The organism is Streptomyces sp. NPDC006012 (genome assembly GCF_042871185.1).
Taxonomy (GTDB): domain Bacteria; phylum Actinomycetota; class Actinomycetes; order Streptomycetales; family Streptomycetaceae; genus Streptomyces.
Map to the genome: position 1 here is coordinate 68,582 of NZ_JBIAIE010000025.1, position 17,007 is coordinate 85,588.

The 17,007-nt window shown below is 70.2% G+C and carries 15 protein-coding genes and 3 pseudogenes; 7 read left to right on the top strand and 11 right to left on the bottom strand.

The annotated features are described in order from the left end of the window. Positions 1-7 precede the first annotated feature (7 nt). From ACFYPJ_RS31340 to ACFYPJ_RS31350, 3 genes and pseudogenes are all read right to left on the bottom strand, one after another. Entirely contained in the window at positions 8-964 is a 957-nt protein-coding gene (locus ACFYPJ_RS31340) for a LysR family transcriptional regulator (protein ID WP_389024513.1), read from the bottom strand. Positions 965-1,237: 273 nt separating this feature from the next. After that, positions 1,238-1,936 (bottom strand): annotated as a pseudogene (locus ACFYPJ_RS31345) (FAD-dependent monooxygenase); the annotation flags it as partial. Between the two features lie 251 nt (positions 1,937-2,187). Further along, positions 2,188-2,691 (bottom strand): NUDIX hydrolase, encoded by a 504-nt coding sequence (locus tag ACFYPJ_RS31350; RefSeq protein ID WP_389024515.1) that lies wholly within the window; start codon positions 2,689-2,691, stop codon positions 2,188-2,190. A 221-nt stretch (positions 2,692-2,912) separates the two neighbouring features. Here ACFYPJ_RS31350 and ACFYPJ_RS31355 point away from each other — a divergent pair, with 221 nt between their 5' ends. From ACFYPJ_RS31355 to ACFYPJ_RS31365, 3 genes are all read left to right on the top strand, one after another. Then, the gene (locus ACFYPJ_RS31355) at positions 2,913-3,431 is read left to right on the top strand and encodes a helix-turn-helix domain-containing protein (RefSeq protein WP_389024518.1); all 519 of its coding nucleotides are present in this window, start codon (positions 2,913-2,915) and stop codon (positions 3,429-3,431) included. A 78-nt stretch (positions 3,432-3,509) separates the two neighbouring features. Beyond that, positions 3,510-4,274: a hypothetical protein gene (locus ACFYPJ_RS31360; protein WP_389024521.1), complete on the top strand. Its 765-nt coding sequence runs from the start codon at positions 3,510-3,512 to the stop codon at positions 4,272-4,274. Between the two features lie 100 nt (positions 4,275-4,374). Next, positions 4,375-4,728: a DUF2516 family protein gene (locus tag ACFYPJ_RS31365; protein ID WP_389024523.1), complete on the top strand. Its 354-nt coding sequence runs from the start codon at positions 4,375-4,377 to the stop codon at positions 4,726-4,728. A gap of 262 nt (positions 4,729-4,990) precedes the next feature. On the opposite strand, the gene ACFYPJ_RS31370 is transcribed toward ACFYPJ_RS31365, so the two are convergent. The 3 genes from ACFYPJ_RS31370 to ACFYPJ_RS31380 all read right to left on the bottom strand — a co-directional run bounded on the left by ACFYPJ_RS31370 (position 4,991) and on the right by ACFYPJ_RS31380 (position 9,030). Continuing rightward, on the bottom strand, positions 4,991-6,316 hold the full coding sequence (locus ACFYPJ_RS31370; protein WP_389024526.1) for a PP2C family protein-serine/threonine phosphatase: 1,326 nt from the start codon (positions 6,314-6,316) through the stop codon (positions 4,991-4,993). A 482-nt stretch (positions 6,317-6,798) separates the two neighbouring features. Beyond that, a complete protein-coding gene (locus tag ACFYPJ_RS31375; protein WP_389024529.1) occupies positions 6,799-7,872 on the bottom strand; it encodes an NlpC/P60 family protein in 1,074 nt (357 codons plus the stop codon). A gap of 324 nt (positions 7,873-8,196) precedes the next feature. Further along, positions 8,197-9,030, bottom strand: coding sequence for a class I SAM-dependent methyltransferase (locus tag ACFYPJ_RS31380; protein WP_389024532.1), 834 nt, complete (start codon positions 9,028-9,030; stop codon positions 8,197-8,199). A gap of 314 nt (positions 9,031-9,344) precedes the next feature. Here ACFYPJ_RS31380 and mshA point away from each other — a divergent pair, with 314 nt between their 5' ends. The 3 genes and pseudogenes from mshA to ACFYPJ_RS31395 all read left to right on the top strand — a co-directional run. Beyond that, positions 9,345-10,682, top strand: coding sequence for a D-inositol-3-phosphate glycosyltransferase (gene mshA / locus ACFYPJ_RS31385; RefSeq protein ID WP_389024535.1), 1,338 nt, complete (start codon positions 9,345-9,347; stop codon positions 10,680-10,682). Beyond that, complete coding sequence (locus ACFYPJ_RS31390) at positions 10,675-11,187, top strand: YbjN domain-containing protein (protein WP_389024537.1); 513 nt, start codon at positions 10,675-10,677, stop codon at positions 11,185-11,187. The genes mshA and ACFYPJ_RS31390 overlap by 8 nt, the downstream gene beginning before the upstream one ends. 108 nt (positions 11,188-11,295) lie before the next feature. Next, positions 11,296-11,730, top strand: a pseudogene (locus tag ACFYPJ_RS31395) (hypothetical protein); the annotation flags it as partial. Between the two features lie 93 nt (positions 11,731-11,823). On the opposite strand, the gene ACFYPJ_RS31400 reads toward ACFYPJ_RS31395, so the two are convergent. After that, positions 11,824-13,107 carry an MDR family MFS transporter gene (locus ACFYPJ_RS31400; RefSeq protein ID WP_389024540.1) on the bottom strand — a complete coding sequence of 428 codons (1,284 nt, stop codon included), beginning with the start codon at positions 13,105-13,107 and terminating at the stop codon, positions 11,824-11,826. Positions 13,108-13,272: 165 nt separating this feature from the next. On the opposite strand from ACFYPJ_RS31400, the gene ACFYPJ_RS31405 reads away from it, so the two are divergent. Beyond that, positions 13,273-14,034, top strand: a complete 762-nt coding sequence (locus tag ACFYPJ_RS31405) for a phosphoglyceromutase (RefSeq protein WP_389024543.1) — start codon at positions 13,273-13,275, stop codon at positions 14,032-14,034. A 100-nt stretch (positions 14,035-14,134) separates the two neighbouring features. Here the strand turns inward: ACFYPJ_RS31405 and ACFYPJ_RS31410 are convergent, their stop codons facing one another. The 4 genes and pseudogenes from ACFYPJ_RS31410 to ACFYPJ_RS31425 all read right to left on the bottom strand — a co-directional run bounded on the left by ACFYPJ_RS31410 (position 14,135) and on the right by ACFYPJ_RS31425 (position 16,994). Further along, on the bottom strand, positions 14,135-14,311 hold the full coding sequence (locus tag ACFYPJ_RS31410; protein WP_389024546.1) for a hypothetical protein: 177 nt from the start codon (positions 14,309-14,311) through the stop codon (positions 14,135-14,137). Between the two features lie 334 nt (positions 14,312-14,645). Beyond that, positions 14,646-15,229 (bottom strand): annotated as a pseudogene (locus tag ACFYPJ_RS31415) (tyrosine-type recombinase/integrase); the annotation flags it as partial. Positions 15,230-15,550: 321 nt separating this feature from the next. Next, positions 15,551-16,072: a hypothetical protein gene (locus tag ACFYPJ_RS31420; RefSeq protein ID WP_389024549.1), complete on the bottom strand. Its 522-nt coding sequence runs from the start codon at positions 16,070-16,072 to the stop codon at positions 15,551-15,553. 403 nt (positions 16,073-16,475) lie between these two features. After that, a complete protein-coding gene (locus ACFYPJ_RS31425; protein ID WP_389024552.1) occupies positions 16,476-16,994 on the bottom strand; it encodes a hypothetical protein in 519 nt (172 codons plus the stop codon). Positions 16,995-17,007 lie beyond the last annotated feature (13 nt).

The window sequence follows — 17,007 nt, forward strand, 5'->3', positions numbered from 1 at the left end:
TCGAGGCTCATGGGCTGAGCCTTCTGACCAGTGGTGGCCGGGCAGGCAGGCCGCTGGCGGTGTGCATCTCCCCCTTCTCCGCGCAACTGCCGGCGACGGTGTCGGCGAAGATCCGGGCGAGCGGAGGAAGGGCGTCCCAGCGGCGTACGGCCCAACCGACCGGGAGCGGTGGCAGGTCGGGGATGGGGACAAGACGGAGGAGGCCGGCGTTGCCGGGTACCGGCCAGTCAGGAAGAGCCGGAACGACGGCGTGGCCGAGGCCGAGTTCGGCCAGCAGGACGGCGGTGTCCCAGTCGGCCACGCTGGTGTCGGAGTTGCTTCGGATGCCCAGTTCGGCGAAGGCCGTGTCGAGGCGGGCACCCGAGGTGGAGTTCTGTGGCAGCCGGATGAGGCTGATGCCGGCGAGGTCGGCCACGTCGATACGAGCCCGGTCTGCGAAGGGATCGTCGGCGCGGACGGCCAGCACCCAGGGCAGTTCGACGACGGTGCGCTGCTCGATGCCGCGCACCGGGCTGCCGATGGTGACCCAGGCGAGGTCCAGGTTGTCGGCGACAAGGGCGTCGAAGCAACTCCGGCTGGACGTCTCGGTCTGGAACTCCAGGTTCGTCTTCGGGTAGCGCCGCCGGAAGGCGACGATGGCCTCGGACATGAAGTGTCGTACGGTCGTTCCGCCCGTGGTCACGCGCACAGAGCCGCTGTTGCCGCTGACCAGGTCGCCGAGACGGCGCAGGGCAAGATCCAGACCGGCGATGCCGTCGGCGGCGGCGTCCCACAGGACACGCCCTGCGTGGGTGGGCACGACACCTCTCGCTTGGCGTTCCAGGAGACTCACTCCGGTCTCTCGTTCCAGCCGTTTCACATGCTGGCTCACCGCGGACTGTGTGCAGGCCAGCTCCCGGGCGACGGCACTGAGGCTGCCGGCCCGGCACACGGCCACGAAGACGCGTAGGTCGTCCAAAGTCATAACCCCAAGCCATAGCTTGGGGTTTTCGAGAAATCCATAGGATTGACTGGGGTTGCTGCTTTTCGCGATGATCGGCACAGGGCCCTGGGCGGCAACCCGTCCGGTGCTTTCGCGGGGTCCGGACCCCGGGCGGAGGCGCGGACGGGTGCCGACCCGAGCAACGGAAGGTCACCGCGACAGGGCCGGGGCCGGGACGTCCGTGTCCCGGGCCGAACGCTGTGAGGCCGAGAGGCTGTTCAGCAGGCCCCTCCCGCTCCCCGCCCGCGGGGTGGGTCAGTTCTGCGCGTGGCCGAGCCAGCGGGTCGCCGCCTGCTCGAACGCCTTGAGGTCAGGGGCCTGGTCGTCCGCCCACGCCACGATGCCGTCCGGGCGGATGAACAGGGCGGTGAATCCGAGGTCGTTGCGCGCCGGTCCGGCCGCGTACCGGATCCGGTCCGCCCAGCCCCTTGCCGCGTTCTGCAGCGCGTGGTCGTGGCTGAAGTCGAGGACAACGGCCTGTCCCTGGCGCAGCAGTTCGCCGAGGCGGGTTCCGTCCTGGAAGCGGAAGTCGGGGGTGGTGCGGCCGACGAGGGGCTGCTCGCTGTCCAGGTCGTAGCGGTTGCACAGGCCCGATGTCTGCCGGTACACGTGGGTCACCCCGTCCGGGGTGCTCATCAGGTCGAGGACCAGCTTGCGCAGGGCGGGGGCGCTGGGGCCCGGCTTCATGGTCGCGACCTGGGCGCGTGACCAGTCGAGGACGGCGGCGCCAACGGGGTGGCGCTCGTCGGTGTAGGTGCCGAGCAGGCCCTCGGGCGCGGTGCCGTGCACGGTGGCGGCGAGCTTCCGGCCGAGGTTGACGGCGTCGCCGATGCCGAGGTTGAGGCCCTGGCCGCCGAGCGGGGAATGGATGTGCGCGGCGTCACCGGCGAGGAGGACGCGGCCCTTGCGGTAGCTGGAGACCTGCATGGCACGGTCGGTGAAGCTGGAGGCCTCGGCTGATCTCCACGCCGAGCGTGGCGGCCCGCTGGGCCATCACCGTCGCGACGGCTTCCAGACTCGTCATGAACCCTTCCATCGGGGGGCTGGGCAGTCGGTACGGCAGGCCGGACGCGCACGGGCCGCAAGCCATCAGGCTGCCCAACGAGGGGGAGTCGACCAAGCATCCGTACTCCCTGTCACGAACATCGCCTTCCACAAGGCGCGTTGGCCGCAATCAGGCACTCCTGCCCGGGAAAGGAACAAGGTCAGGGCTGCGCCATCCGGAATTCGAGATACCGGCTGAAGGCTTCGTGGCTGTCGGGGGTGAAGCGCCACTCCAGCAGGGCCGAGCCTAGCTCCGGCTCGGTCAGCCAGCCATGCCAGGCGACCTCATCGGGATCAGGGGTCACGGCGTCCGGCACCACAGCTTCGTGCACGCCGAGCCAGTGAGGGCTCAAGCCGCTGCGGTTGATGAACGTGAACAGCAGGCGCGGCAGCGCACGAATACCCAGCTCTTCGGCCAGCTCCCGCGCGGCGGCCTGTTCATAGGACTCGCCGACATGCACGGCGCCACCGACCGCGACCTCGTAGAGCCCGGGGAAGCGCGACAGCTGCTCGGACCGCCGGTGGACGAGGAGCCGCCCACGCTCATCACGACACACCGTCACGGCGACCCGGTGCAGCCAACCCTCCCGGATGGCCTGTCGGCGGCTGACCACCATCCCCAGCACACGACCTTGATCGTCGACACGCTCCACCAGTTCATCCACGACGCACACCCTGGCAGAGCCCACCGACAACGCCGCTTCCCGGCGACCCGCAGAGGCCGACCCGAGAGCACCTGCACCAGGGGACCGGAGGCGGATGACGACAGATGTCCCGCAAACAGGGCACCTGTCGTGCTCGGCCTCAACCGGCCGCGGCCATGGCGCGACACACTTTTGCAAGCGGGTGCTTGCAATTGTTAGCGGGGGTGGGGCATGGTGGAGGCATGGCATCGCTCAACGTCGGCAATCTCGGTGACTACCTGCGCGAGCAGCGCCGTAACGCGCGGCTCTCGCTCCGGCAGCTCGCCGATGCCGCCGGTGTGTCCAATCCGTACCTGAGTCAGATCGAGCGTGGGCTGCGCAAGCCGAGCGCGGAGGTGTTGCAGCAGGTCGCCAAGGCCCTGCGGATCTCCGCGGAGACGCTGTACGTCCGCGCCGGAATCCTCGACGCCGAACGGGACCGGGACGAGGTCGAGACGCGGGCCGTCATCCTCGCCGATCCCACCCTCGACGAACGGCAGAAGCAGGTGCTGCTGCAGATCTACGAGTCCTTCCGCAAGGAGAACGGATTCCGGGGCGACGGCGGCGGGGCCGATGGCGGCGAGGACGCCGGTCAGGGTACGGAGGACGCGCAGGCGGACGCCGCCGGGCGCGACGGACGGCACGAGCAGGACGACAAGGCCGTGCGTGACCCCAGTACGGACGACGGCAGTGACGCCGACCCGCGACGGTCGGCCGGTTGAGCCGGACCAGGGCACCGGCCGCCCCGCCGCGGGACAACACAACACTCAGCCGAATGTGAATCCGGGAGAACCATCACCATGGCCATCACCGACGATCTGCGCAAGACCCTCAGTGACCCGACCCCGCTCTACTTCGCCGCAGGCACCGCCGACCTGGCCCTTCAGCAGGCCAAGAAGGTGCCCGGTCTGGTGGAGCAGCTGCGCGCGGAGGCTCCGGCCCGTTTCGACGCCGTGCGCAACACCGACCCGAAGGCCGTGCAGGAGAAGGCCGCCGCGCGGGCCAAGGAGGCGCAGGAGACCCTGCAGACCAAGGCCAGGGAGGCACAGGAGAGCTTCCAGACCAAGGTCAACGACTTCTTCGACACCCTCGACGGCGACTTGAAGAAGCTCGGCAGCACGATCGACTCCGACCTGAAGAAGCTCGGCGAGTCCGCCCAGGACCTGGCCCTGCGCAGTGTCGGTGTCGCCGCCGAGTACGCCGTCAAGGCCCGGGAGACCTACGAGAAGGTCGCCGAGCACGGTGAGCAGGCCGTGCGGACCTGGCGTGGCGAGGCCGCCGAGGACATCGAGGACCTGGCCGTCGCCGTCGAGCCGAAGGCGCAGCCGGTCGTGGTCAAGGCGCAGCCGAAGCCGGTCAGGACGGAGCCGAAGCCGGTACGGACCGAGCCGAAGTCGGTCAGGACGGAGCCGAAGCCGGTCAGCACCGAGCCGAAGCCCGTCAGGACGGAGCCGAAGCAGGCCGAGGTCCGGACCGTGCCCGCGCCGGCCAAGAAGCCCGCGGCGAAGAAGGAACCTGCCGCCCGTAAGACTGCCGTCAAGAAGACGACGCCTCCGGCCAAGTAAGGGGCGTTCCCCGCTCGGGCCGGGCACCCTTGGGGTGTCCGGCCCGTTGTACGGGTACGGTTGCCGCGTAGGAGACGGGGAGAGGACGGGCGGTGGCGACATGCTGATGCTGGGCTTCGCGGGTTTTCTGGGACTGCTGAAGATCGTCCTGATGGCCCTCGCCGCGTTCGGGCTGTTCGACGCGGCGTTCCGCCGCGAGGACGCCTTCCGCGCGGCCGACAAGCAGAACAAGGTGTTCTGGCTGATCATCCTGGCCATCGCGCTGGTGGTGAGTTATCTGTTCTCGATCCTCTCGTTCCTGCCGATCATCGGCGTGATCGCGAGCATCGTCTACATCGTGGACGTACGTCCCGCGCTCAAGCAGGTCTCGGGCGGCGGCGGCAGCGGCTGGGGCCGCCGACGTGGCGGAAGCAGCAGCGACGGGCCGTACGGGCCGTACAACGGGGGCCGCTGAGTCATGCGGTGCCTTTGAGTCACACGGTGCCGGCGGGCTGCGCTGAGTGCGGCCCGCCGCGGGCCGCCTCATGGCGGTCATGGTGGGCGGGCGGCCTGTCGCGGGCGGCGGAGAGCCGCTCCCGGCCGCAGGCGGCCGAGGGCAGCCGGGGCACGGGCGGCGGAGAGCCGGGGTGCGGGTGGTAGCGAGCTGGGGCGACGGGGTTTCGCGGGTGACGGGAAGCTGATGTCGGGGGTGTGCGGCGGCGCCCCGGACGGTCGCGCTACGGCACCCGGTCCAGCAGGACCACCGCGACGTCGTCCGTCAGTTCCCCTCCGTTGAGTTTGCGGACCTCGTGGACCGCGGCCCGCAGCAGTTCCTCGCCGCGCAGTCCCTCGGTGAGCTGGCGGCGGACCATCTGCACCATCCCGTCCTCGCCCAGGCGCTCCCCGCCCTTGCCGACACGGCCCTCGATCAGGCCGTCGGTGTAGAGCATCAGGCTCCACTCGCTGCCCAGCTCCACCTGCATACGCGGCCAGCGGGCGCCGGGGAGCAGACCGAGCGCCGGGCCGTTCTCGTCGTACGGGAGCAGCTGGGCCGGGCGGTCCGGGCCGGCGAGCAGCGGGGCCGGGTGGCCGGCCAGGCACAGGCCCGCCCAGTGGCCGTCCGGGGAGATGTCCACCGTGCAGAGGGTCGCGAAGATCTCCTCGTCAGAGCGTTCGTGCTCCAGCACCTGCTGGAGCGTGCCGAGCAGTTCGTCGCCGCACAGACCGGCGAGCGTCAGCGCCCGCCACGCGATCCGCAGCTCCACGCCGAGCGCGGCCTCGTCGGGGCCGTGCCCGCAGACGTCGCCGATCATGGCGTGCACGGTGCCGTCGGGCGTGCGCACGGTGTCGTAGAAGTCACCGCCGAGCAGCGCGCGCGAGCGGCCGGGCCGGTAACGGGCCGCGAAACGCAGCGACGAGCCCTCCAGCAGGGGTGTCGGCAGCAGGCCGCGTTCCAGACGCCGGTTCTCCTGCGCGCGTACGCGGCCCTCGGCCAGCCGCCGCTCGGCCGACTCGGAGCGCTTGCGTTCCACCGCGTACCGGATGGCCCGGCTCAGCAGGCGCCCGTCCAGCTCGTCCCGGAAGAGGTAGTCCTGCGCGCCCACGCGCACCGCTTCGGTGCCGCGCTCGGCGTCGCCGGACGTGGTCAGCGCGAGAACGGCGTGCCGGGGAGCCAGTTCGAGGACGTGTTTGAGCACGGCCAACTCGTCGTCGCCGTCCCTGGGCCGGCCGGGGGCCGGAAGCGCGAGGTCCAGCAGGATGCACTGGACGTCGTCGGTGAGCAGCCGTCCCGCCTCGGTGAGGTTGCGGGCGGTGCGGACGCGGATCGGCTTGCCCGTCGGGTCCAGCAGTTCGGGCACGATCGGTGAGCCGGCCGGATCGTCCTCGATCAGCAGCAGGGTGAGAGAGGGGCCGGCCGTGACCTGGGTGCCGGCCTCCTTCGGAGTGGCCGCTTCCGTTTGGTTGGCCGCTTCCGTGAGGTGGCCGCCGACTGCCGACGCGGCCTGCGCCTGACCACTCTCCACGGCCGGAATGGCTCGCTGCCGCGGTACGGGTACGGGCATCGTGTTGGGTTCCTCCCCTCCCCCCGAGGGCATGGCGGGGCGAGGGACCTCGACCCACCCGACGGGGACCATAGCGGTACTGGCCGCCACAACGGAATGGTGTGAGCCACGTCGCTTCGCCTCAGGCCATTGGCATATGCCGTCTGCTGTACGGCAGTTGGATCCGGCGGCGGTACGCCCGGAATGACAAAACTCACGTCCCATGGGAGTTTGGTCGAACCGGGCACGCCCTGAATCACATGACCTGTGCCATGGCTTGCGTCATGAGTTGTTTCATGTCATGCGTCGCCACCTGCGGTTCTTTAGTGCAATCTGTGAAATAGGTTGCCTAATGTCAGGATTGGTGAAGCCGGGTATTCAGGGTGTCCCCGTGCTCACACCCGCACCCGCGTTCCCGGTCGCGTTCCCGTTCCCGTTCCCGGTCGCGTTCCCGGTCGCGTTCCCGTTCCCGTTCCCGTTCCCGCTCCCGCTCCCGCTCCCGCTCACGCGTCCGGACGTACCACGCCAAGGATCGGCATCGAGCCCGCCCCCGCGATCGTCACCGTCCGGCCGGGGCGGGGGGCGTGGATGATCGCGCCGTCGCCCGCGTATATCCCGACGTGACTGGCGTCGTCGAAATAGATGATCAGGTCGCCGGGGCGCATGTCCTCGGCGTCCACGTGCTTGAGCTGTTTCCACTGCTCCTGCGAGGTGCGCGGGATGGGCCGGCCGGCCGTCGCCCATGCCTGGGAGGTCAGGCCCGAGCAGTCGAACGTGTTCGGGCCCTCCGCGCCCCACACGTACGGCTTGCCGATCTGGGCCGTGGCGAACGCGACGGCCTTCTTGCCCCGGGCGGACGACTTGCCGCCGATCTCCTTGAGGATCCCGGTGTCGAGCCAGGCGGTCTGCGCCTTGTACGCCGCCTCCCGCTCCAGCTCGGCCAGCCGCTCCTTCTCCTTCTTCGCCAGCCGTGACTCCAGCTTCTCGGCGGCCGCGATCTGCTGCTTGATCTTCTTCTGCGCGGCGGCCTTCACCTTGCGGCCCTCCTCCAGTTTCTGCCACTGGGCGGAGGCGTCCCGCGCGTACTGCTCCAAGTCCTGCTGGGTGCGGGTCATTTCGCCGATCAGGCCCTTGGTCGCTCGCTGACCCTGGAGCACCTGTCCCGCGCCGTTCAGGAACTGCTGCGGGTCGTCGCTCAGCATCAGTTGGGCCGCGGGCGGCAGTCCTCCGGTGCGGTACTGCTCGCGGGCCGCGGCGCCCGCGCGGTCCTTCAAGTCGTCCAGCTCGCGCTGCCCCCGGACGATCTTCCGGGCCAACTCGACGATCTCGGCGGACTGCTGCTTCGCCTTCTCCTCGGCCGCGTTGTAGGCGTCGGTGGCGACGGCCGCGTCGTGGTAGAGCCTGTCGAGCTTCTTGCGGACGGCTTCCAGGTCCTTGCCGGGTGGCGGGGCGGGGGACGTCCTGGGGGGCGGTGTCGGTTCGGGACTCGCGAACGCCGTCCCGGGCGCTGTCAGTACGGTCACCGCGCAGACGACGGTCACCGCCGCTGTGACCAGGCCGCGCTTGCCTGTTCTCATACCCCAGCCCCCAAATTGATGCACCGTCAGTAACTTGTGCGCTTGGGGGATCGTGCCATGGAGCGGCGTAAAGCGACAGAGGTGGTACTAGGTGGTAGTTGGCGGGCCCTCCCCCTCTTTCCCACCTGATCGCAACGATCTCCCCGCCTTTGTGACGAACGACTCGCGTAGATCGTTCCCCGCGTCGTGTCCTGTCCGTGTCCGTGTCCGTGCCCATGTCCGTGCCCATGTCCGTGCCCATGTCCGTGGGCCGAGTGCGCGAAGTGCACCGGGCTGACGGCCTGCCACCCGTGTCCGTGCCCGTGCCCGTGCGTGTGCCCGCGCTCAGCGCAGCGGCGCCAACGCCCGCCACGCCAGCGTCACTTCCCCCTGCCGCCAGCGCGCCGCCGAGTCCGTCACCGGCCAGTCGGCCGTCAGGTCCCGTACCGCACGGATCCAGCGCTGCCGGGCGCCGTAGGAGGCGTAGGGCGCGGCGGCCGCCCAGGCGCGGTCGAAGTCGCGCAGGAAGGCGTGCACCGGTTCGCCGGGCACATTGCGGTGGATGAGGGCCTTCGGGAGGCGTTCGGCGAGGTCGGACGGGCGTTGCAGGGAGCCGAGCCGGGTGGCGAAGGTGACCGTCCGCGGGCCCTCGGGGCCGAGCGCCACCCACACGTGGCGGCGCCCGATCTCGTCGCAGGTGCCCTCGACGAGCAGGCCGCCGCGGGAGCCGGCGTCCGCCGGGGCGAGCCGTGCGCACAGCCGCGTCCAGACCTCGGCGACCTCGGCCTCGTCGTACTGGCGCAGCACGTTGGCGGCGCGGATGAGGTGCGGGCGCCGGGGCACCGGGACCTCGAAGCCGCCGTGCCGGAACCGCAGCCCGTCGCGTTCGTACGGCTTGGCCGCGGCGACCCGGTCCGGTTCGATCTCGATGCCGACCACGTGCGTGCGGGGTGCGACGGTGCGCAGCCGGCCGAGCAGTTCGACGGCCGTCCAGGGCGCGGCCCCGTACCCGAGGTCGACGGCCGTCGGGTCGGCGGCCCGCCGCAGTTCGGCGCCGTGCGTGGCGGCGATCCAGCGGTCCATGCGGCGCAGCCGGTTGGGGTTGGTGGTCCCGCGCGTCACCGTTCCCACGATGGGGGTGCCCCGAGGATGGGGGAGGGCGGCTGCGCGGGTCGTCATGCGTACGAGGGTATGCGCGCCGGTGCGGACCCCAGGCCCGCCGGTGTCGCGGGCGGCGCGGACCCCGGGCCCACCCGGTACCTCTCCCCATGGGCCCCCATGGGCATGGCCCCGTATCCCCACGCGCATGGCTCCGTACCCGAGGCCCCTTCCGACCCCTACGCACTCCCCTCTCGAACGGTTGAGCGATCATCGGTAATGATTCGGTAAACCAGCATGTTCAGGAAATGGAGCGGCTCCCTCGGCTGTTGCACTCGCTTGGAGGGCGGACCGCGTTCTCCCATGCGCTTGCCCGCCAGGAGGAGGATCGCCACGTGAGCCAGTACGTCGGCAGGCTCGGGCGGCGCTCACCGGCCGCGCCCCCGCTCCTGAGACTGCACCGCAGGCCCCGACGGGTCGCCATGCTCTCCGTGCACACCTCCCCGCTCCACCAGCCGGGCACCGGCGACGCCGGCGGCATGAACGTCTACATCGTGGAGCTGGCGCAGCGCCTCGCCGCGATCAACATCGAGGTCGAGATATTCACCCGGGCCACCGAGAGCGGCCTGTCGCCGACGGTGCAGCTCGCCCCCGGCGTGCTCGTCCGCCACATCGACGCGGGCCCCTACGAGGGTCTGGCCAAGGAAGACCTGCCGGCCCAGATGTGCGCCTTCACGCACGGGGTGATGCAGGCATGGGCGGGCCACCGCCCCGGCTACTACGACCTGGTCCACTCGCACTACTGGCTCTCCGGCCAGGTCGGCTGGCTGGCCGCCCAGCGCTGGGGCGTGCCCCTCGTGCACGCCATGCACACCATGGCCAAGGTCAAGAACGCCAGCCTGGCCGAGGGCGACACCCCCGAACCCGCCGCCCGCGTCATCGGCGAGTCCCAGATCGTGGCCGCCTCCGACCGGCTGATCGCGAACACCGCCGGGGAGGCGGGCGAGCTGGTACGGCACTACACCGCCGACCCGACGAAGGTCGCCGTGGTCCATCCGGGCGTCAACCTGGAGCGCTTCCTGCCGGCCGACGGCCGGGCCGCCGCCCGGGCCCGCCTGGGCCTGCCGCAGGACGCCCTGATCCCGCTGTTCGCGGGCCGCATACAGCCCCTGAAAGCGCCCGACGTGCTGCTGCGCGCCGTGGCCGTCCTGCTCGACGAGTGTCCCCGGCTGCGCTCGCGGATCGTCGTACCGGTGGTCGGCGGCCCCAGCGGCAGCGGCCTCGACAAGCCCGAGGGGCTGCAGAAACTGGCCGCCCGGCTCGGCGTCGCCGATGTCGTACGGTTCCGCCCGCCGGTGGGCCAGGACCGGCTGGCGGACTGGTTCCGGGCCGCCTCCGTGCTGGTCATGCCGTCCTACAGCGAGTCCTTCGGCCTGGTGGCGATAGAGGCGCAGGCGGCCGGTACGCCCGTGCTCGCGGCCGCGGTCGGCGGGCTCCCGGTGGCGGTGCACGACGGCGTGACCGGCTTCCTGGTCCCCGGCCACGACCCGGCCGACTACGCGCGCGTGCTGCGCCGTTTCGCCGAGAACCCGGAGCTGTCGGCCCGGATGGGCGCAGCCGCGGCCCGGCATGCGCAGTCCTTCGGCTGGGACACGGCCGCCGCCGCCACCGCCGACGCGTACATGGCCGCGGCCCAGGCCCACCGCCGTCGCGTACGCTCCCCCCATGGGTGAGGCTTCACAGCAGCAGCAACGTGCGGCGCAGGTCATCGAAGGCGCGCTCAAGGACGCGGAGCTGGAGTGGGAGAGCCCGGAGCCCGGCGGGTACGTGGTCCGACTGCCCGGCACCCGCAAGCTCTCGACGACGGTCTCCCTGATCGTGGGCCGCCACTCCCTCTCGCTGAACGCGTTCGTGATCCGCCACCCCGACGAGAACGAGGCGGCCGTCCACCGCTGGCTCCTGGAGCGCAACCTCAAGCTGTACGGCGTGAGTTACGCTGTCGATCCGCTCGGCGACGTCTACGTCACCGCCCGGCTGCCGCTGCCCTCCGTCACCGCCGAGGAGACGGACCGGCTGCTCGGCCAGGTCCTGGAGGCCGCGGACGGCGGTTTCAACACCCTCCTGGAACTCGGTTTCGCGTCGGCGATCCGCAAGGAGTACGCCTGGCGCATGGCGCGCGGCGAATCGACCCGGAACCTGGACGCGTTCAGTCACCTGACCCAGCGTCCGGCGGACTGACGGCGCCACCCTTTCCCGCTTCTCACCACTTTCCTTCCCGCTTCCCCACCACCTTCCTTTCTGCTTCCCTACTTCCCTTTCTGCTTGCCTTGGGCTTCCCCCGCCGGGGTCCCGGCCCCCGCGGGCACCCAGTTGCACGGCATCAACGTCGAGGGACCGTCCTCGTACAACGTCTGGTCGCGCGGCGACATGCGCATGGGCACCTTCGACAGCCACCGCAGGCTGCCCTTCGCCGACGTGCGCACCGACATCACCGTGAACAACAACGGCCGGCACGGCGGCGACGCCATCGCGGGCCCGCTGTTCGGCGCCCGCTTCACCCACTGGAACATCCGCGTCACCAACGGCCGCGCCGGCCTCATGAAGATCGACGGCCTGGCCCCGTACTCCGCCACCGTCGGCCTCGGCACCGTCACCGAGTCCGACCGGATCGACGTCCCCGACTTCACCGGAGACCTGCACTCCCGGCTGGAGCTGTACGGCACCACGGACGCCGTCCGCCCGCGCAACCTGTACGACGCTCAGCGCGCGCTCGGCCGGTAGCGCCCCGGGGTACGTCCACCAGCCGCAAGCTCCTCAAGGGCGCGCACCCGCACCCGTGAGCCGCGCCGGGCCCGGGCCCGGTCGCCGCCCCGGTCAGGCCGCGCGGACCCCGGGCTCCTGGCCGGCGGGGGCGGGCGCGGGCGGCGTGGGCCGCTCGGGCGGCAGGCGCCGCATCAGCAGCCCGTACCCGAGCGCCGCCACCGTACCCACGACGGCGCACATCGCCCACAGCCACCGGGCGCCGAAACGGTCGATGACCAGGCCGGACATCAAGGGGGCGACCAGCGCGGCGACGGACCAGGACAGGGTGTACATGCCCTGGTAGCGACCGCGCCCGTGCACCGGCGAGAGCCGCACCACCAGGCCCGTCTGGGTGGGCGCGTTCACGATCTCGGCGAGCGTCCACACGCACACGGTGAGCGCGAACACGCCGACCGAACCGGCGAACGCGGTGAGCCCGAAGCCGTACCCGGTCACCAGCGAGGAGACCACGAGGAGCCACCTCGGGTCCCGGTGCTCGATGAACCGGGTCACGGGGATCTGCAGGGCGACGATCAGCGCGCCGTTGACGGCGATCGCCATGCCGTAGTCGGCGGGCGAGAACCCGGCCGCCCCCATCGCCACCGGCAGCCCGACCGAGCCCTGCTGGAAGACGACCGCGACGAGGAAGGACAGCCCGACCACGGCCATGAACCGCCCGTCGCGCAGCACGCTCCGCAGACTCACGCCGTCCCCGGCGGCCGGCACGGCGTCCTTGCCGTCCGCGCCGTCCGCGGCCCGGTCCGGCCGCGACTCGGGCAGCTTGACGAAGATGACGACCGCGCAGAGAGCCGTCATGCCCCCCTCGATCAGGAAGCCGGCCAGGTAGCTGACCTCGGCGATGAAGCCCGCCGCCATGGAGGAGACGGCGAAGCCGAGGTTGACCGCCCAGTAGTTCAATGAGAACGCCCTTACCCGGTCCTCGGGCCGGACGATGTCCGCCATCATCGCCTGCACCGCGGGCCGCGAGGCGGTGGCGGCCATACCGACGAGGAAGGCGACGGCGGCGATGGCGACGGGATGGTGCATGAACCCGAGCAGCGCCACCGAGCCGGCGGTGGCCGACTGGGCGATCAGCAGCGTCGGCCGCCGCCCCAGCCGGTCGGTCATCACGCCCCCGCCGAGCGCCGAGACGACCCCGCCCAGCCCGTGCAGCGAGGCGACGAGGCCCGCGTAGGCCGCGCTGTACCCCTGGTTCACGGTCAGATAGAGCGCCATGTAGGTGGCGACGAAGCTGCCGAGCCGGTTGACGAGGGTGCTGGTCCACAGCCACCAGAAGGCGCGCGGCAGCCCGGAGACGGACTCCCGGGCGGCACGTCTGAACGATGCGACGGACATGGACGGCCCCCCCCGGATGCCGGCACTTCGTGTAAGTACCCCAAGCACTGCGCATAACTTACGAGGCGACGTCCGGTGGCGGCCACTCGATTAGCAGATGCCGTCAACCGTCCGGCTTCCGGGCGCTTCGGCGACCGTTCGAATGCGTCGATTACGCTCTGGGGCATGGCCGACGCACCGTACAAGCTGATCCTGCTCCGTCACGGCGAGAGCGAGTGGAACGCGAAGAACCTGTTCACCGGCTGGGTGGACGTCAACCTCAACGAGAAGGGCGAGAAGGAGGCGGTCCGCGGCGGCGAGCTGCTGAAGGACGCCGACCTTCTTCCCGACGTGGTCCACACCTCCCTCCAGAAGCGCGCGATCCGCACCGCGCAGCTCGCACTGGAGGCCGCCGACCGCCACTGGATCCCGGTCCACCGCTCCTGGCGCCTGAACGAGCGCCACTACGGCGCCCTCCAGGGCAAGGACAAGGCCGCCACCCTCGCCGAGTTCGGCGAGGAGCAGTTCATGCTGTGGCGCCGCTCGTACGACACCCCGCCGCCCCCGCTGGCGGACGGCACGGAGTTCTCCCAGTCGGACGACCCCCGCTACGCCTCCATCCCGCCGGAGCTGCGCCCGCGCACGGAGTGCCTGAAGGACGTCGTCGTCCGCATGCTCCCCTACTGGTACGACGGCATCGTCCCCGACCTGCTGGCCGGCCGCACGGTCCTGGTCGCCGCCCACGGCAACAGCCTGCGCGCTCTGGTCAAGCACCTCGACGGCATCTCGGACGAGGACATCGCGGGCCTGAACATCCCCACGGGCATCCCCCTGGCCTACGAACTCGACGCCGACTTCAAGCCCCTCAACCCGGGCGGCACGTACCTCGACCCGGAGGCAGCGGCGGCGGCCATCGAGGCGGTCAAGAATCAGGGGAAGAAGAAGTAACGCGACACTAGCAAGCCCCCGACCTGCTGTTTCTTGGCAGGGCGGGGGCTTTTTGGTGGGGCTGGGCCGTCTCTGGGCCGCCAGGTGCTTCGGCTGGTCGTCAGATGCGTCGGCGCGAGCGGCGGATGCGGATGTCGAAGACGATCAACAGCGCCACGGGGTCGGCGATTTCGGCGGGAACGTCGGTCCAGAGGGCGTACCCCGCCACCGCCACTCCCAGCAGTGAGAACGGCAGATCTCGAGGCCAGACGTCGATGGTCAATCCGAATCGTGGCATGCTTGTGTTCTCCATCGCCTTGAGGAGCCGATCGCAGGTTTTCCGAGCATGGATGGAGATGGGGCCGTCTCCGGTGCAACGGGGGCGGCCTTTCCAATCCGTGAAGAGAACTTAACCACGGATCATCTGGCGCTCCAAATTCGTGACATGCCCCGACGGGGTATCGATCGATAATCGCGTGGCCAGTCGGTTGAGGTGCTCTTTCGGAGCTTTCGGGGTTCTATCCAGACCTTTCAGGTGAAGGCGTCTTGCTTTCGCATTGCTTGTCGCATTGCTTGTCGCATTGCATTCACCTTGCCTATCGCCTTGCCTATCGCATTGCCTATCGCATTGCCTATCGCATTGCTTGTCGGATGGCGGCCACAGCCTTGCGGGTGCGCTCCTGACTCGACGGCATGAGGTGCGCGTACACGCGGAGCGTCAAGCCTGGGTCCGAGTGGCCCAGGTACTCGGCCAGGGCCTTGATGTTCTCCCCGGCGTCCAGGAGCACCGAGGCGTAGAAGTGTCGGAGAGCGTGCATGCCGTTCTCGCGCGACTCCACGTACGACCCGCCCGGCTCTCGCTCGGGGATCACACCGGCCGAGGCCAGTGCCCGCTTCCATACCTCCTCGTTGAGCGACGTACGCCAGACGTGCCCACCCCGAGGCCCGGTGAAGATCAGTTGCTTGGTCACCGGAGGTCCATCGGCCACCTTCCACGGCAAGGTGATCTCGACCGGCGGGTACTGCTTCATGTGCGCCCGGAGTGCGTCGGCGACCGGACCAGGCAGCGGAACGCCCCGCAGCTTGCCCCTCCTGGGCGGAGCGAACACGGCTTTGCTTCGGCTCAGTTTGAGCTGCTGGACCACATGCAGCGTCTCTGACTCGAAGTCGACCGTGTCACGGCTACGCCAAGGATCTCGCCCTGTCGCAAGCCGCAGGCAACTCGGGGAACTCAGCGACGTCTATGGCTTCCTGGAGGAAGTACGGCTCCGTCCGGGCATGTGGGTACGCCACCAGTCCTTGCAGCACCTCGACTCCATGCTCACCGGCTACCGAGTTGCCCTCGGGGCGGCTCGCTCCGCTCCCCGCGCGCGGCCGGGCCCCCGGCCGGGCCTGCGCTCCTGTCTCCGTCCGGCTCCAGCCCCGGCCGGCGCCCGTGCCGCGCGCACAGCAGTCAGCCGCCTGAAGCCGAAGAAGTGGGTACGTCGCAGCTGGGGCGGTCGACTCCGGGAGCGGCCCAATGCTGAGGTGGTGGGTATCAGTTCCACAGCCGCTCAACCACGGCACGAAGCCTCCCGCGCCTGGCGAGTGCTCGAACGTCAGCACACAGAAGCGTGCGTCGCCACAACCAGGCATGGTGACGGGTCCTTCCTGCGATGTCACCACTGCACGCAGCTGCTACCGCGCCAACCACCGGGATGCCCACGATCATCAATAGCATCGGCAGGATGCCGCCCTCCATGCTGACCACGACCTCGCCGAGGAAGAGCGTCCCGGCAACAACTCCCGCCAGAAGCCCGCGAAGCAGCCAGTGAGAGGTCAGCCAGCCGGGCGCAACCGTCAATGTCGCGCCGAGCAGCAGACCCAGCACCGCACCCACGAACTGGCTGCCGCCAACGAGGATCACTCCGGAGACGAGAGTCGAAGGCACGTCGTGCCAGTGCCCCAGCATCAACGCAGCCATCACGCCAGCCGTCCACACGGCGCCCCAGCCCAGCGCGCAGACCCATCCGACAACCAGGCCGAACCGCAGACCGCGCATCACTACGCCACGCTTCACCGATCCCCCCTCGCGCCGCAGCTTACGTCCGCAGACGCAAGCGCTCGCAGCAGGGTGCGGCCACTGCGCCACAAGCGCACCAGATAGAGCGGGGAACAACGGGCTCACGTGAAAGCGCCCAATGCCTCGCCGCCACGGTTCCGCCGTCGCGAGTTGCTCTCACCGACGTGACCGGGCAACGTGGCTGGGGTCCGGTGGTGGGCGCCCTGACACGCGCGCGCCTGCTTGGTCGACGCACCCGCCATCGTGGCTAACTGTCGTCGGCTGAGGGACAGAACTCCAAGACCGAGTTCCTGCCAGGTTCTCCGAAGCGAACAGGTCTTGCCATTCGCGTGCCAGATCCTGCGGGGAACCACGGGGATGAAGTTTCCCCGTGGTCTGGGACCTGGGTGACGTGTGCTGCTCAGACAAGGGAGACGGCGACCAGGGCGACGGCGGAGCCGCCGAAGACCACGGTGTTGCGCAGGTAGGTCTGGGCGCGCACCCAGCGGGGGAAAGCGGCCTCGGCGGCCTGGAGGAAGGGGGCGACCTCGACGCGGGCCAGTTCCGGGTCGCCCTTGCGGCGGAAGGCGGCCTCCACGGACTTCACCGCGGTGAGGTTGCTGTAGACGATCGCCGCATTCATCAACAGGACCAGTGCGGAGAAGATCCAGGTCAGCAGCTGGGCCAGATCGGAGCCGGCGAAGTTCAGGGCGGCGGTGACGGCCATCACCGCGGCGACGGCCGCCGGAGCCGCGGTCTCGTGGCCGCCGGCGTCGAACCGGAGCTTGTTCTCCTCCAGCACCTCCGGACGGACGGTCTGGCGGCGGAGTTCGGCCACGGCGGCGGCCTTTGCGGCGGGACCGAAGCGGTGCCGGACCACCGGGATGCTGACGAAGGCGGCGGCGACGAGCAACTGCATGATGGCGGCGAGGGCGTTCATGGGACTCTCCTTC